This window comes from Bradyrhizobium sp. CCBAU 65884, assembly GCF_028128835.1.
GTDB lineage: Bacteria > Pseudomonadota > Alphaproteobacteria > Rhizobiales > Xanthobacteraceae > Bradyrhizobium > Bradyrhizobium ottawaense.
Genome location: NZ_LBJU01000130.1, coordinates 268,410 through 282,122, shown reverse-complemented (window position 1 = coordinate 282,122; position 13,713 = coordinate 268,410). Strand labels below are relative to the sequence as shown.

Genomic DNA, 13,713 nt, shown 5'->3' with positions numbered 1-13,713 from the left:
GGGCATGGCCCGAATTGGCAAGGACAAGCCGGATTCGAAATGCGGCTCACGCGCCCCAGCGGGACCAGAATCCGCGCCAGCCGCCGGCCTGGGCCTTGGGTGTACCGATTTGTTCCGTAAATTCATCGCTCGGACCCTCGTCATCGATCCCGGGATCGTCGGGGGCCCGGACGATCGGGATGACCGCAGGAATCGGCGCTGGCGCGGGTTTGCCGAGGTCGGCGCGGCTCCGGAACACGGGGGGCGCCGCCGGGGGCGGTGATTCGGCGGGCTCGGGGGCCGGCTGGACCGGTTCGGCGGTCGCAACGGCCGGCTCGTCCTTGGCCATCGGGGGCAAATTGTCCTGCGCGGCCGGCACTGACGCCGGTGCCGATGCTGGTGCCGCCACGGGCGGTTCCGCCGGGCCTTCGTTGGGAGCCACCGTCACCCGCTTCGGCGGCGGGGCCGCCAGCATGGCCTCCTCGAAGGCCGAGGATTCGATCGTGGTCCCCTTGTCCGAAGGCAGGCTCGCGACCGGGGTCTGCCACTGGAACGCATCGAGCCGGCCGGTGACCGGGGAGACCGGGCGCCAACGGTCGCTGACGTAGCCGTCCGCAGTCCAGGCCGGATCGTGACGGGCGCGCACCGCGCGCAGGGTCCAGGCGCGGGCGCGACCGCCATCGCCGTGCTCGGTGCGCTCGATCTCGGCCATCAGCAGCGCGACGCGCTGGGTCGGATCCTTGACATAAGGCGCGAGCACCTCGCGCGCGCGAGCGAACTCGGAGGCATCGATCGCGGCGCGCGCGATCGCGAGCTGGCCCTCGACATGACCGGGCTTGTCGGCCGACGTCTTGGCCGCAAGCGTCTCGACCCGCTGCAAGCGGTGCCACGCGGTATCGCCTAGCTTCACGTGGGCATAGGCATCGGCGAGATCGGGATGCGGATTCGCGATCCAGGCGGCCTCGACCAGCTTCATGGCGCGGCGCACCTGATGCGCCTCGCTCTCGAATTTTGCGGCGAGCACCGCCGCCGGCACCAGCGTCGGCGCCAGCTTGATCGCCTCCATCACGCTCTCGCGCGCGACGTCGCGGTCCATGGTTGCCAATTCCAGCGCGCGTGCAGTGAGCAGGACGCCGCGCTGCCGGCGATAGGTCTGCTTGTCGATCTGCCCCGCAGACAGATTCGAATCGAGGATCGCAAGCGCACCGCTCCAGTCGCCACGCGCGCAGCGGAAGCCGAGCACCGCATGCGAGGCCCAGGTCGAGGACGGCGACAGCTTGATCGCTTCCTCCGCGATCATCACGGCGCCGACCGCATCGTCGGCGCGCTGCGCTTCGATGAACAGGCCGCGCAGGCCAAGCAGGCGCGTGTCCTCGCGCCCGGCCATGGCGCGGAAGACGCGCTGCGCCTCGTCGCGATTGCCTTCGAGCTGCGCTGACTGCGCATGCAGGAGCAGCGCGAGCGGATCATTCGGGGCATGTCGCCGCGCCGTTTCCGCGTGCCGGCGGGCAAGCGCGGTGTCACCATGACCGATCGCAAGCAGGCCGTGGGTGATGGCGTGGCGGCCCCGCGCGTGGCGCTTGTCATGGCGGCGGCGGCGCAGACGCCCCGGCGTGCGCCAGATCGTCGTCACGATGCTCCAGACCAGCACGACGGCCGCGGCAAACAGGCCGAGCAGGAACACGAATTTGGGAAGCGTGGTCGAGGCGCGGAAACTGCCCGCGGTCAGGACGAGATCGCCGGGCTGGTCGGCAACCCAGGCCGCGCCGGCCGCCGCCAGCGCGATCAGGACAAGGAAGAGGACGATGCGAAGCATGGCGATCCCTATACGCGCTGATTGTTGCGCGAAGCTTTATTGAGCAGGCTTGACGAGATCCGCCATGGCATCGTCGGCGAACTTGCGGGAAGCGGCGAGCGCAGCGTCGCGGGCATCGGCCTTGTCGAGCCAGGCCTGCGCCGGCGCACGATCCGCCTCGGCCAGCGTCTTGAGCTCGCGCCGCGCTTCCACGAAATCATTGCGCAGCGCCGCTGCCGTCACCCGTGCGACGATGGCGCCGCGATCGTTGCCGACCCCGTCGGTGCGCTCGATGCGGACGAGCTTTGACGCTCCTGCCTGGAGACGCTCGACGATGCCCGTGCCGCTGGTCTGGGCTTCCGCCGGCGGCGACAGCTTCGGCACGATATTGAGCAGCTCGCGGCTCAGCGCCACCGGCGTCGGAATGCCTGACGCGGCAAAGGTGTCGAGCGGCTTCAGCGCATCGGGCTTTGCCGCCATCGCCCGCGCTGCGGCCAATTGCGACTCGTAAGCATCGCCGTGACGAACGGCGACGTCGAGCAGGGCCGCCGCCACCACATGACGCAGCGGCTTGTCGTCCATCCTCTTCGCATCGGCGATCTTCTCGCCCTGCTGCGCAAGCTCGGCACGTTCGGTCTTGCTGGCGCGCTCGAGCTGGGTGATGCGGTCGCTCAGAGCGGCAAGGTCGGGCGCGGCAGTTTGCGGCGCCGATTTCGCATCGTTCAATGTGCTCGCGGTCTTGTCGGACTGCGCACGCAGATTGGCGACGTCGCTGCGCAAGCCGGCTGCGGATTTCTCCAGCGCGTCGATCCGCGCCGCCATGGCGGGATCGGCGGCGGGCTTGCCGGCCTTGGCTTCGACTGCCGCAACGCGACCGCTCAGCGCATCGACCGTCGCGCTCGTGACTTGCGGGGCGGCCGGCGGCGCCTGTACGGCGGGCCAGCCCAGCAACCAACCGACCGCGATCACGACCGCCGCTGCGACAGCGCCGGAGAACGGCGCGATGACCCAGGGCGACATCGGCGCGGACGCGACGGAAGGCTGTTCCTCAGCGCGTTCAGGCTGCGGCTGGGACTTGGTCTCTTCGGACTCGATCTCTTCGGACTTGGCTTCCTCGACCCTGGTCTGCTCGTGCGCGGCCCGCTCGGGCTCCAGGTGAGCCTCCGGCTCGACCGCCGCCTCCTGCGGCTGGGTCGAGACTTCGGTGGCTTCGAGGTCGATGGTGGGCGGAGTGCGCTTGGCACGGCCGGACTCAGGAGCCAATCCTGCGTCTTCAGGCTTGTGGTCGGCCATCGTGACGGTTCCTCACACTTCCATACGCGGGACGGACCCGATTACGTCGGATTCGGCTCGACCTCTTACGCCAAACGGGTGCGCAACGCACGCTCCAAGGTGGTAAATAAGGCATTTTCGTCCGGTGTCGCAGCCACCAGAACCTGCGACGCGCCGGCATCGCGCAGCACGCTGGCAACAGTCTCGGACAGGCAGCATTGCGGTATAGCCAGCGCCGAGATTTCGACGCCTTCGTCCCTGGCCGCATCCAGGAACGCCCGGGCGCTGCGTCGGGAGTAGTGCAGCACCGCCTCGACGCCGTGAGCGGCAAAGCCCTCGCAGACCTCGCGCGGCAAATGCTTGACCGGCGCCATGCGATAGGTCGTCTGTGTGACCACGCTAAACCCCTCCGCACCGAGCTCGCCGCCGAGGTCGCGCGACAGATCCGCGCCTGCGAGATACAGCAGCGTGCTCTTTTTCTTCAGCACCTTGTCGCGTGCGCTCTGCAACACCTTGTCGCGCAAGGACGCGGCATCGCCGCCGGCGACGATCACCTCGGCAAAGCCGGCGTCGCGCGCCGCAGCAGCCGTGTGCTCGCCGACCGCAAACAACGGCAGCTCCAACAGACCAAGATCCTGCAATTGTGGCGCGACGGCACGGATTGCGTTGGCCGATGTGACGAGGATGGCGCCGTAGGGAGCTTCACTCTCGTCATGGAAGGCGACCGGCTCGAACTTGAGCACCGGCGCAAGCAGCACCGCAAGCCCCCGCGCGCGCAGCTTTTCCGCCGTCGTCTCATTGTCGGGATGCGGCCGTGTGACAAGAATGGACATCGCTGGTGTTCCCGAACCGATTGGCGGCCACGCATTCGTGAGGAAGCCGCGCGTGGCGATTGCGCAATCTGGCCCCGGAATGCTACCGGACGTACCAGAACTCTGCTTTACGGATGAGCGCAAGGGCGCAAATTGGATAACAATTCGCCAATGCTGGTACTGGGCATCGAAACAACCTGCGACGAGACAGCCGCGGCGCTGGTCGAGCGCGCGCCTGACGGCAGCGGCAGGATCCTGTCCAACATCGTGCGGTCGCAGATCGAGGAGCACGCCCGCTTCGGCGGCGTGGTGCCGGAGATCGCCGCCCGTGCCCATGTCGATCTGCTCGACGGCATCATCGAGCGCGCGATGCAGGAGGCCGGCGTCGGCTTCGCCCAGCTTGGCGGCGTCGCGGCCGCGGCGGGGCCGGGCTTGATCGGCGGCGTCATCGTCGGGCTCACCACCGCAAAGGCGATCGCGATGGTGCACGACACGCCGCTGGTTGCGGTGAACCATCTGGAGGCGCATGCGCTGACGCCGCGCCTCACCGACGGAATCGAATTTCCCTACTGCCTGTTCCTCGCCTCGGGCGGCCATACCCAGATCGTCGCGGTCACCGGCGTCGGCCAGTATGTACGGCTTGGCACCACCGTCGACGACGCGATCGGCGAGGCCTTCGACAAGGTCGCGAAGATGTTGGGGCTGCCCTATCCCGGCGGCCCGCAGGTCGAGCGCGCGGCGGCAGGCGGCGATGCCACGCGATTTGCGTTTCCGCGGCCGATGCAGGGACGCCCCGACGCCAATTTCTCGCTGTCGGGATTGAAGACGGCAGTCCGCACTGAAGCGAGCCGGCTAGCCGAGATCACGCCGCAGGACGTCAGCGATCTCTGTGCGAGCTTTCAGGCCGCCGTGCTGGATTCGACCGCCGACCGGCTGAGCGTCGGCCTCAGACTGTTCCGCGAAAAATTCGGCGCACCGCGTGCCCTGGTCGCGGCCGGCGGCGTCGCGGCCAATCAGGCGATCCGCGGCGCCCTCGATGAGGTCGCACAGCAAGCCGGGACGCAACTGATCATGCCGCCGCCCGCGCTCTGCACCGACAACGGCGCGATGATCGCCTGGGCCGGCGCCGAACGCCTCGCGCTCGGCCTGACCGACACGATGGAAGCGCAGCCCCGCGCGCGCTGGCTGCTCGACGCCAACGCGACGGCGCCGACCGGCTACGGCAAGACCCGGGCGGGATTCTAGCCATGACCACGTTCCAATCTGTCGCGGTGATCGGGGCGGGCGCCTGGGGCACGGCGCTGGCGACCGTGGCGGCGCGGGCGGGACGGAGCGTCACGCTCTGGGCACGCAATGCCGAGCATGCCGCGCGGATCGCCTCGACACGCGATAATCCGCGACTGCCCGGCGTGCAGATCGCGCCGGAGATCGTCGTGACCAGCGATCTGGCGCTCACCGCACGCGCCGACATGTTGCTGATCGCAACACCGGCGCAGCATTTGCGCGGCGCCGTCAACATGCTGGCCTCGCATCTGACAGGGCCGGTGCCGATCGTCGCCTGCGCCAAGGGCATCGAGCACGGCACCCATAAATTCATGACCGACGTGATCGCTGAGGCCGCGCCGCACGCCCAGCCCGCGATCCTGTCGGGTCCGAGCTTTGCCGACGATGTCGCGCGCGGCTTGCCGACGGCGGTGACGCTGGCGGCAGGCGATGAGACGTTGGCGAGCGCGCTGGTGCAGGCCCTGGGCTCACCGACGTTCCGTCCCTATCACTCCACGGACATCCGCGGCGTCGAGATCGGCGGCGCAGCCAAGAACGTGCTGGCGATCGCAGTCGGCATCGCGGTCGGGCGCAAGCTGGGGGCCTCCGCCCAGGCCGCGCTGACGACCCGCGGCTTTGCCGAGCTGACGCGCCTCGGCCGCGAGCTCGGCGCACGCAGCGAAACGATCACCGGCCTGTCCGGCCTCGGCGATTTGATCCTGACCTGCTCGAGCCCGCAATCGCGCAATTTCATCCTTGGCCTTGCTTTGGGCCGCGGCGAGCAGCCGCCTGCGGGCAAGCTTGCCGAGGGAGAGTTCACCGCGCCGGTGCTGATCGAACTCGCAGCTTCGCAAAACGTCGAGATGCCGGTATCAGAAGCCGTCGCGTCGATCCTGAGCGGCCGGAGCACGATCGACGCCGCAATCTCGGCACTGATGACGCGCCCCTTCAAGGCAGAGGAATGACGTCTTCTCGTCATGCCCGCGCTTGTCGCGGGCATCCACGTCTTGATATTGAATTGATGGCAGAGACGTGGATGGCCGGGACAAGCCCGGCCATGACGAATGGATAGGGCGCGCGCGATGAACTACTGGCTGGTGAAATCCGAACCGTCGGTGTGGTCCTGGGACCAGCAGGTGGAAAAGGGCGCCAAGGGCGAGGCCTGGACCGGCGTGCGCAATTACACCGCGCGCCAGAACCTCGTCGCCATGAAGAAGGGCGACAAGGCATTCTTCTATCATTCCAACGAGGGCAAGGAGATCGTCGGCATCGCCGAGGTCATCAAGGAGGCCTATCCCGATCCGACCGACAAGACCGAGAAATTCGTCTGCGTCGATATCAAGGCCGACAAGCCGTTGAAGACGCCGGTGACGATGGCGACGATCAAGGCCGAGAAGAAACTCGCCGACATGGCGCTGGTGAAATATTCGCGCCTGTCGGTGCAGCCGGTGACGGCCGAGGAGTGGAAGCTCGTCTGCAAGATGGGCGGGGTTTAGCCGCAGGTGCGGCCTTAATTCTCCGCCGTCGTCCCGGACAAGCGCGCTCTTAGGCGCGCGTAGATCCGGGACCCATACTCCGCAGCAATCGTTTTGCGAGGACTCGGGGTTACCAGCGCGTGCTACAATATAATTTGGTGGTTATGGGTCCCGGCCTTCGCCGGGACGACACCGAGAGTTTGGCACGGCCATCGCGCAACGACCTGCAATATCCGCGCTCACATCTCCGGCAGCGCAAACACCTCGCATGGCGCAGCAATGCCGCGCAGCGAATGCGATCCGAGCGCGATCAGCGGCATGTCCGTCTCGGCGGCGAGCGCGCCCGACACCAGCACGGTCCGCTCCAGCGACTTGCACAATCCCTCGAGCCGACTGGCGAGATTGACGGCGGGACCGATCGCCGTGAAGTCGAGCCGGTTGGCGGCGCCGATATTGCCCCACAGCATCTCGCCCAGATGAAGTGCGGCACCGAATGCCAGCGGCGACAACCCTTGAGCGCCGCGCTCCGCGTTGAGATAGGCCATGCCGGCCTCGGCCGCGCCTGCGGCACGCAGGGCGGCATCGCACGCGCGGCGGGGCGATGCCTCGACCACCGGAAAGATCGCGAGCACGCCGTCGCCGATGAATTTCAGCACCTCGCCGCCAAAGGCGTGGACGGCGCCGGCGATGCGATCGAACCAGGCATCGAGCGCGGCGATGACCTGTGCAGGCGGAGAGGTTTCCGACAACGTCGTGAAGTTGCGGAGGTCGGCATAGAGCAGCGCGGCCTGAATGGTCTCGCCGAGATCGCGCCGCAGAGGCGCTGCCAGCACCCGCTCCGCGCTCCGCTTGCCGAGATAGGCATCTAACGTCGCGCGCAACGTGGCGCGCGCGGCGAGCACGGCGAGGGGCGTCGCGGCAAAACGCGCGGCCTGGCGCAATTGCCCGATGTCGTCCGCGGTGAACGGACGCGGCCCGATCCAGCAAAGCTGCGGCCCATCTGGACGTCCGGCGATGTCTTCATGGACGTCGCCGCGCGCGATGTCGCGCAGCCAGCGGCGACCGGCATCGTTGGGCGGATCGGGCGCCAATCCGCCCGGCGCGAAGCCGAGTGCTTCGATTACCTGGCCGCTGTCTGCACGCCACAACCAGGTCCGCTTCGCGATCAGCGGATGCGGCACCTCCAGCGTCAGGGCGCCCCCCGCAAGCGGCACGCCGTCGGCGACCAGATGGGCGGCGAGTTCCGCAAGCAGGCGATCAGCTCCGGCGCTATCCGAAGCGGCATCGACAAGCCAGGCGAGGGTCGGGGAGAGCTGCATGGCTCGATCATGGCCAAGGCGGGCCGCCTTTGTCACGGGCAATCCTTGACGCGCCGCTTTGGCGCCGCCATGTGCCAATGGCAGCGAAGGGATGATCGCCGATGACCGAACCGTTCATAGTGCGACGCGAGACCCAGATCGCGGCACCACGTTCCACCGTTTTCGCCTATCTGACCGACCCCGAGAAAATCCTGAGCTGGATGGGCTCCGATGCCACCACGGAGCCGCATCCCGGCGGGCTTTATCTGCTCAAGGGCATCGGCCCCCGCAGCGGCGTCGCCCGCGGCGCCTTCCGCGAGGTCGTGCCGGTGCATCGTCTGGCCTACACGTTCGGATGGGAAGGCGGCCAGGAGGTACCGCCCGGCTCGAGCCTGATCGAGATCGACCTGATCGAGCGCGACGGCGGCACGCTGCTGCGCATGACCCATAGCGGCCTGCCAAGCGAAGCGCAGGCCGCCGCGCACGCGACGGGGTGGGCGCATTATATGGAACGGCTCACGACCGCAGCCGCAGGCGGCGATCCCGGTCCCGACAACGGCGTCTCGCCCAAGTCGTAGCTCTCGTAGGGTGGGCAAAGCGCCGTGCCCACCATCTACCCCAACACCGCAACAGAAATGGTGGGCACGCTTCGCTTTGCCCACCATACGGCAGTGTCGTTACACCGCGGCTGTCGCCACCACCTGCGCCAGAAGCTGCTCGCGCCTCGCCTGCGAGCGCTGGCCCTTCATGGTCGCGGCGAAGCGCTCGAGGATGCCGTCCTCGAACGCGGTGACGATGGTGTCGTGGACGTAGCTCTTGCGGCAGATCGCCGGCGTGTTGGAGAGCTTGTCGGCTGCGGCGCGGATCGCGTCCAGCACCTGCTTCTTGCGGCCGCGCTGGCTGGTCGCCGGCGTGATTCGCGACAGCGATTCCACGACGACGGCAGACGCCATCAGCGTACGGAAATCCTTCAGCGAAATCTTGATGCCGGCGATCTCGCGCAAGAACGCGTTCACCTGCGTGGTGTTGACCGCGCGCACGATGCCGTAGGCATCGCGATACTGGAACATGCGCTTGCCGGGGACGCCCTGCAAAATGCCGATGGCGCGCACCAGCTTGGCCGCATCGCACTCCTTGCGCACCGCCTTGCCGCCCTTCGCCTTGAAGGTCAGCACGAAGCTGTCGTCCTCAAGCGTGACGTTCGACTTCAGCAGCGTGGTGGCGCCGCGGGTGCCGTTGAGGCGGGCATAGGATTCATTGCCGGGGCGGATCGCAGTGCGCGCGATCAGCTCGATCACGGCCGAGAGCGCGAATTCACGCGTCGGCTCGTCGCCCGACAGGAACGCCGAGACCTTGCGCCGGATCTTTGGCAGCGCGCCGACGAGCTTTTCCAGACGATGCGCCTTGCGGTGCTCGCGGACCTTCTCCCAATCGGCGTGATAGCGATATTGCAGCCGGCCCGCGGCATCGCGGCCCACGGCCTGGAGATGCAAGCTCGGATCGGCGGAGTAGCGCACCTCGCGATAGGCCGGCGGCACCGCCATGGCGTGCAGCCGGCGGATGGTGCGGGCGTCGCGGATATGTGCGCCATTGGGACGCACGAAGGAATAGCCCTTGCCGCGCCGGATGCGGCGGATGGTCAGCTCGTTCTGGTCGCCGAGCCGCAGGCCGAGCTCCTTGGCGAGCGCTTCGACCGTCGCCGCGGGCGCCGTGTCGAAGGCCTTCTTCGGGCTAGGACGCCTGAAAGCGGCGGGTTTCGGCCATTGTCCGAGGGCTTTGGCCAATGCAATGGCCGCAGGATCGGCTGAAGCGGGCCGTATCGTCCCGAGATTCTGCTGATCCATCATAGTCTTATGCCTTAGCCCTGTCTGTTACCGGTCAATGCCGCTGTTCTGATTTTTGTTCCGAAGGGTCTCTTCGGACCCGGGTTGGCCATTTAGGGTGTTCCGAACACTATTGCGAGTCCCGAATCGGTGAGGGTGGTTTCTAAATACCTCCATTAATGCATGGGGCCCCTGCGCCGGCCTGTTCCGCGGAGCTGGGCAAGGCCCCGAAAAGCCGCCCGCCGGCTTGTTTCAGATCTGCGACAGTCACAGCAGGTGGCCTTGATCCTCCGCATGGCCGGCCGCCCGCCGAAGGTCCAGCTTGTGCTCCTTGTCGGGCCCGGTTAGCCCGACGCATAATCAGTCAATGATCAAGTCGGCTCGCCGGTCGCTAGCGTTCGGCCTGCCGTATGTGGAGGGAAGCATGTCCGAGAAGATCTACGACGTCCCGGCGGAGTGGGCGAAGCGCGCCTGGGTCGACCAGGCCAAGTACAAGGAGATGTACGCTCGCTCGATCTCGGACCCGAATGCTTTCTGGGCGGAGCAGGCCAAGCGCATCGACTGGATGCACGCGCCGACGAAAATCGAGAACGTCTCGTTCGCGCCCGGCAACATCTCGATCAAATGGTTCGAGGACGGCATCCTCAACGTCGCCTACAACTGCATCGACCGCCATCTCGCCAAGCGCGGCAACCAGACCGCGATCATCTGGGAAGGCGACGATCCCTCGCAGTCCAAGCATATCACCTACCAGGAGCTGCACGACGAGGTCTGCCGGATGGCCAACATCCTGCGCACCCGCAACGTCAAGAAGGGCGACCGCGTCACCATCTACCTGCCGATGATTCCGGAAGCGGCCTATGCGATGCTCGCCTGCGCGCGCATCGGCGCGATCCACTCCGTGGTGTTCGCGGGGTTCTCGCCGGACAGCCTCGCCCAGCGCATCAATGACTGCAAATCCAAGATCATCATCACCGCGGACGAAGGCCTGCGCGGCGGCAAGAAGGTGCCGCTGAAGGCCAACGTCGACGCCGCGCTCGCCAAGGCCGACGACGTCGACTGGGTCGTGGTGGTCAAGCGCACCGGCGGCAAGATCGACATGAACCCGACGCGCGACCTCTGGTATCACGAGGCGGCGGCGATGGTGACGACGGAATGCCCGGTCGAGCACATGCACGCCGAGGACCCGCTGTTCATCCTCTACACCTCAGGCTCGACCGGCCAGCCCAAGGGCGTGCTGCACACCTCCGCCGGCTATCTCGTGTTCGCCTCGATGACGCATCAATACGTCTTCGATTATCACGACGGCGACATCTACTGGTGCACCGCCGACGTCGGCTGGGTCACCGGCCACAGCTACATTCTCTATGGGCCGCTCGCCAATGGCGCGACGACGCTGATGTTCGAAGGCGTGCCGAATTACCCGGATAATTCCAGGTTCTGGAACGTCATCGACAAGCACAAGGTCAACATCTTCTACACCGCACCGACCGCGATCCGCGCGCTGATGCAGTCGGGCGACGAGCCCGTGAAGAAGACATCGCGCGCCTCGCTCCGCCTGCTCGGCTCGGTCGGCGAGCCCATCAATCCGGAAGCGTGGGAGTGGTATCACCGCGTCGTCGGCGACGACCGCTGCCCGATCGTCGACACCTGGTGGCAGACCGAGACCGGCGGCATCCTGATCACGCCGCTGCCGGGCGCGACCAAGCTCAAGCCGGGCTCGGCGACGCAGCCGTTCTTCGGCGTGGTGCCTGAGATCGTCGACGCCGACGGCAAGGTTCTGGACGGCGAGACCTCGGGCAATCTCTGCCTGACGCGGTCCTGGCCCGGCCAGATGCGCACGGTCTACGGCGACCATGCCCGCTTCGAGCAGACCTATTTCTCGACCTACAAGGGCAAGTACTTCACCGGCGACGGCTGCCGCCGTGATGCCGACGGTTATTACTGGATCACCGGCCGCGTCGACGACGTCATCAACGTCTCCGGCCATCGCATGGGCACTGCGGAAGTCGAGAGCGCGCTGGTGGCGCATGAGAAAGTCTCCGAGGCTGCCGTGGTCGGCTTCCCGCACGACATCAAGGGCCAGGGCATCTACGCCTATGTCACCCTGATGGCCGGCATCGAGCCGACCGAGGACCTGCGCAAGGAGCTCGTCACCTGGGTGCGCAAGGAGATCGGCCCGATCGCATCCCCGGACCAGATCCAGTTTGCGCCGGGCCTGCCCAAGACCCGCTCCGGCAAGATCATGCGCCGCATCCTGCGCAAGATCGCCGAGGATGAGCCGGGCAGCCTGGGCGACACCTCGACGCTGGCCGATCCCGCCGTGGTCGACGATCTCGTCAGGAACCGGCAGAACAAGAAGTCGGCATAAGCTTGCTCTCCTGCCCCGGACGCAGCGCAGCGCGCACGTCGCGGTGCGCTGCTGAGCCGGGGCCCATCCATCCCAGCGCAAAGAACTGGGTCCCGGCTCTTCGTCGCGGCGCGACGCGCTGCGCCTTGTCCGGGACACGAGACCGCGTTTGTCGTCGACCCTCCGGTAAACAACAGCCGTTCACATCCTCACGCACTCGTCAGCGCGCGCGCAGATGCGGCCGCATCTTTCCCGCCGAGTGTTGTTTTCAGGTCATTTACTTTATTTCGAACATTTCCTTTGTTCCCCCTGCTGGCTGGCCCTTGGCAGCCGTGCTTGGAAACCAACCGGTTAACGGGCGCGGTTAAGAATGTCCCCTGACAAGGACGTGGCAAGCTGGCGATTGCCGGTTCCGCGTAATTTTGGACGATCCGTTCGGGCTTAGGGGAAAATCGATGTCGATTAGGATTGCGGCGGCGCTGGCCGCCACCATCGGGGCAGGGGTCTTGATGTCGACGGCGGCGCAGGCGCGGCCGGAAATGGTGGGGGCGCATCTGGCGGACTATTCGCCGGGCACCATCGTGGTCAAAACCAGCGAGCGGCGGCTCTATCTCATCCTCGATAACGGCCACGCCGTGCGCTATCCGGTCGGCGTCGGCAAGTCCGGCAAGCAATGGGCCGGCACTACCCGCATCGACGGGAAATATCGCAACCCGGCCTGGGCACCGCCGGCCGAGGTCAAGCGTGACAAGCCGAGCATTCCCGACATGATTCCGGGCGGCTCGCCGCGCAACCCGATGGGCGTCGCGGCGATGACGCTGGCCGGCGGCGAATACGCCATCCACGGCACCAACGTGCCGGGCTCGATCGGCGGTTTCGTCTCCTATGGCTGCATCCGCATGCTCAACGACGACATCACCGATCTCTATGGCCGCGTCTCGGTCGGCACGACGGTGGTCGTGACGCGCTGATCGCCGGGATCAAGGCAAGACAAGAGAAAGGCCGCGTCCCCGAACGCGGCTTCTTTTGTTACCAGAAGCGCCAGCTGCGTGCGCACCAGCCGTCGCGATGGCCGCCAGTGTAGCTTCGCGCAAAACCGCCGGCGAGCAATGCCGCCGCAACGCTCGCAGTCCGCCGGGTCGCGACGTCGGCGAGAACGCGGCCGTATTTGTCGGGGCCGAGATTGGCGATCGTCACGTCGCCCTGACCGAGCAGATCGCGCAATGCGCGGGCCGCGGCTTCGGCCTTGCCCTGCTCCTCCCGGCAAGACGCTTTCATCTCGGGCGCGTCGATGCCGCGCAACCGAACCCGCACGACGAGATCGCGGCCGCCGCGCTGACGAACGCGCGCGAGAAAGGTGTCGCCGTCGATGGTGCGAATGACGTCGACCGGCTCGCGAACATCGGGATGGCCCGCCTGCTCGAGAACGATCTCGGCATTCCGCGTGCGGTCACCATCGGCATCAGGAACAAGCCAGCCCATTCCATGGCGAAAGGTGAGCACGACCGCCAGCGCGACGCCCACCACGAACATCCACGGCAATAATCCGGAGAAGCGCCGACCGAACGGCGAGCCGCCGAATTGCGGCCGATAGGCATTGGGTCGATCCTGGAAGCGCATGACCTCACGCTAGGACAGAGTCGGGG

General features: G+C 66.9%; 12 protein-coding genes. 6 read left to right on the top strand and 6 right to left on the bottom strand.

Annotated features, from left to right (window positions below):
• Window positions 1-46: 46 nt before the first annotated feature.
• From XI03_RS33125 to XI03_RS33115, 3 genes are all read right to left on the bottom strand, one after another.
• Window positions 47-1,795: a heme biosynthesis protein HemY gene (locus XI03_RS33125; RefSeq protein WP_271594443.1), complete on the bottom strand. Its 1,749-nt coding sequence runs from the start codon at window positions 1,793-1,795 to the stop codon at window positions 47-49.
• 36 nt (window positions 1,796-1,831) lie between these two features.
• Window positions 1,832-3,067: a COG4223 family protein gene (locus tag XI03_RS33120; RefSeq protein WP_271594442.1), complete on the bottom strand. Its 1,236-nt coding sequence runs from the start codon at window positions 3,065-3,067 to the stop codon at window positions 1,832-1,834.
• 65 nt (window positions 3,068-3,132) lie between these two features.
• On the bottom strand, window positions 3,133-3,879 hold the full coding sequence (locus XI03_RS33115) for a uroporphyrinogen-III synthase (RefSeq protein WP_271594441.1): 747 nt from the start codon (window positions 3,877-3,879) through the stop codon (window positions 3,133-3,135).
• Between the two features lie 150 nt (window positions 3,880-4,029).
• On the opposite strand from XI03_RS33115, the gene tsaD reads away from it, so the two are divergent.
• The 3 genes from tsaD to XI03_RS33100 all read left to right on the top strand — a co-directional run bounded on the left by tsaD (window position 4,030) and on the right by XI03_RS33100 (window position 6,617).
• Window positions 4,030-5,103 carry a tRNA (adenosine(37)-N6)-threonylcarbamoyltransferase complex transferase subunit TsaD gene (tsaD, locus tag XI03_RS33110; protein ID WP_028139321.1) on the top strand — a complete coding sequence of 358 codons (1,074 nt, stop codon included), beginning with the start codon at window positions 4,030-4,032 and terminating at the stop codon, window positions 5,101-5,103.
• A 2-nt stretch (window positions 5,104-5,105) separates the two neighbouring features.
• Window positions 5,106-6,086: an NAD(P)H-dependent glycerol-3-phosphate dehydrogenase gene (locus XI03_RS33105; protein WP_271594440.1), complete on the top strand. Its 981-nt coding sequence runs from the start codon at window positions 5,106-5,108 to the stop codon at window positions 6,084-6,086.
• A 117-nt stretch (window positions 6,087-6,203) separates the two neighbouring features.
• Window positions 6,204-6,617, top strand: coding sequence for an EVE domain-containing protein (locus XI03_RS33100; RefSeq protein WP_271594472.1), 414 nt, complete (start codon window positions 6,204-6,206; stop codon window positions 6,615-6,617).
• A 218-nt stretch (window positions 6,618-6,835) separates the two neighbouring features.
• On the opposite strand, the gene XI03_RS33095 is transcribed toward XI03_RS33100, so the two are convergent.
• Window positions 6,836-7,915, bottom strand: coding sequence for an adenylate/guanylate cyclase domain-containing protein (locus tag XI03_RS33095; RefSeq protein ID WP_271594439.1), 1,080 nt, complete (start codon window positions 7,913-7,915; stop codon window positions 6,836-6,838).
• A 101-nt stretch (window positions 7,916-8,016) separates the two neighbouring features.
• Here XI03_RS33095 and XI03_RS33090 point away from each other — a divergent pair, with 101 nt between their 5' ends.
• Window positions 8,017-8,472 carry an SRPBCC family protein gene (locus XI03_RS33090; RefSeq protein ID WP_038972988.1) on the top strand — a complete coding sequence of 152 codons (456 nt, stop codon included), beginning with the start codon at window positions 8,017-8,019 and terminating at the stop codon, window positions 8,470-8,472.
• 99 nt (window positions 8,473-8,571) lie between these two features.
• Here XI03_RS33090 and XI03_RS33085 read toward each other — a convergent pair whose 3' ends face one another.
• Window positions 8,572-9,741 carry a DNA topoisomerase IB gene (locus tag XI03_RS33085; protein ID WP_028139326.1) on the bottom strand — a complete coding sequence of 390 codons (1,170 nt, stop codon included), beginning with the start codon at window positions 9,739-9,741 and terminating at the stop codon, window positions 8,572-8,574.
• A gap of 400 nt (window positions 9,742-10,141) precedes the next feature.
• On the opposite strand from XI03_RS33085, the gene acs reads away from it, so the two are divergent.
• Both acs and XI03_RS33075 read left to right on the top strand, forming a co-directional pair.
• On the top strand, window positions 10,142-12,088 hold the full coding sequence (acs, locus tag XI03_RS33080) for an acetate--CoA ligase (protein ID WP_271594438.1): 1,947 nt from the start codon (window positions 10,142-10,144) through the stop codon (window positions 12,086-12,088).
• A gap of 434 nt (window positions 12,089-12,522) precedes the next feature.
• On the top strand, window positions 12,523-13,038 hold the full coding sequence (locus XI03_RS33075) for a L,D-transpeptidase (protein WP_028139328.1): 516 nt from the start codon (window positions 12,523-12,525) through the stop codon (window positions 13,036-13,038).
• A 58-nt stretch (window positions 13,039-13,096) separates the two neighbouring features.
• On the opposite strand, the gene XI03_RS33070 is transcribed toward XI03_RS33075, so the two are convergent.
• The gene (locus tag XI03_RS33070; protein WP_271594437.1) at window positions 13,097-13,687 is read right to left on the bottom strand and encodes a thermonuclease family protein; all 591 of its coding nucleotides are present in this window, start codon (window positions 13,685-13,687) and stop codon (window positions 13,097-13,099) included.
• Window positions 13,688-13,713 lie beyond the last annotated feature (26 nt).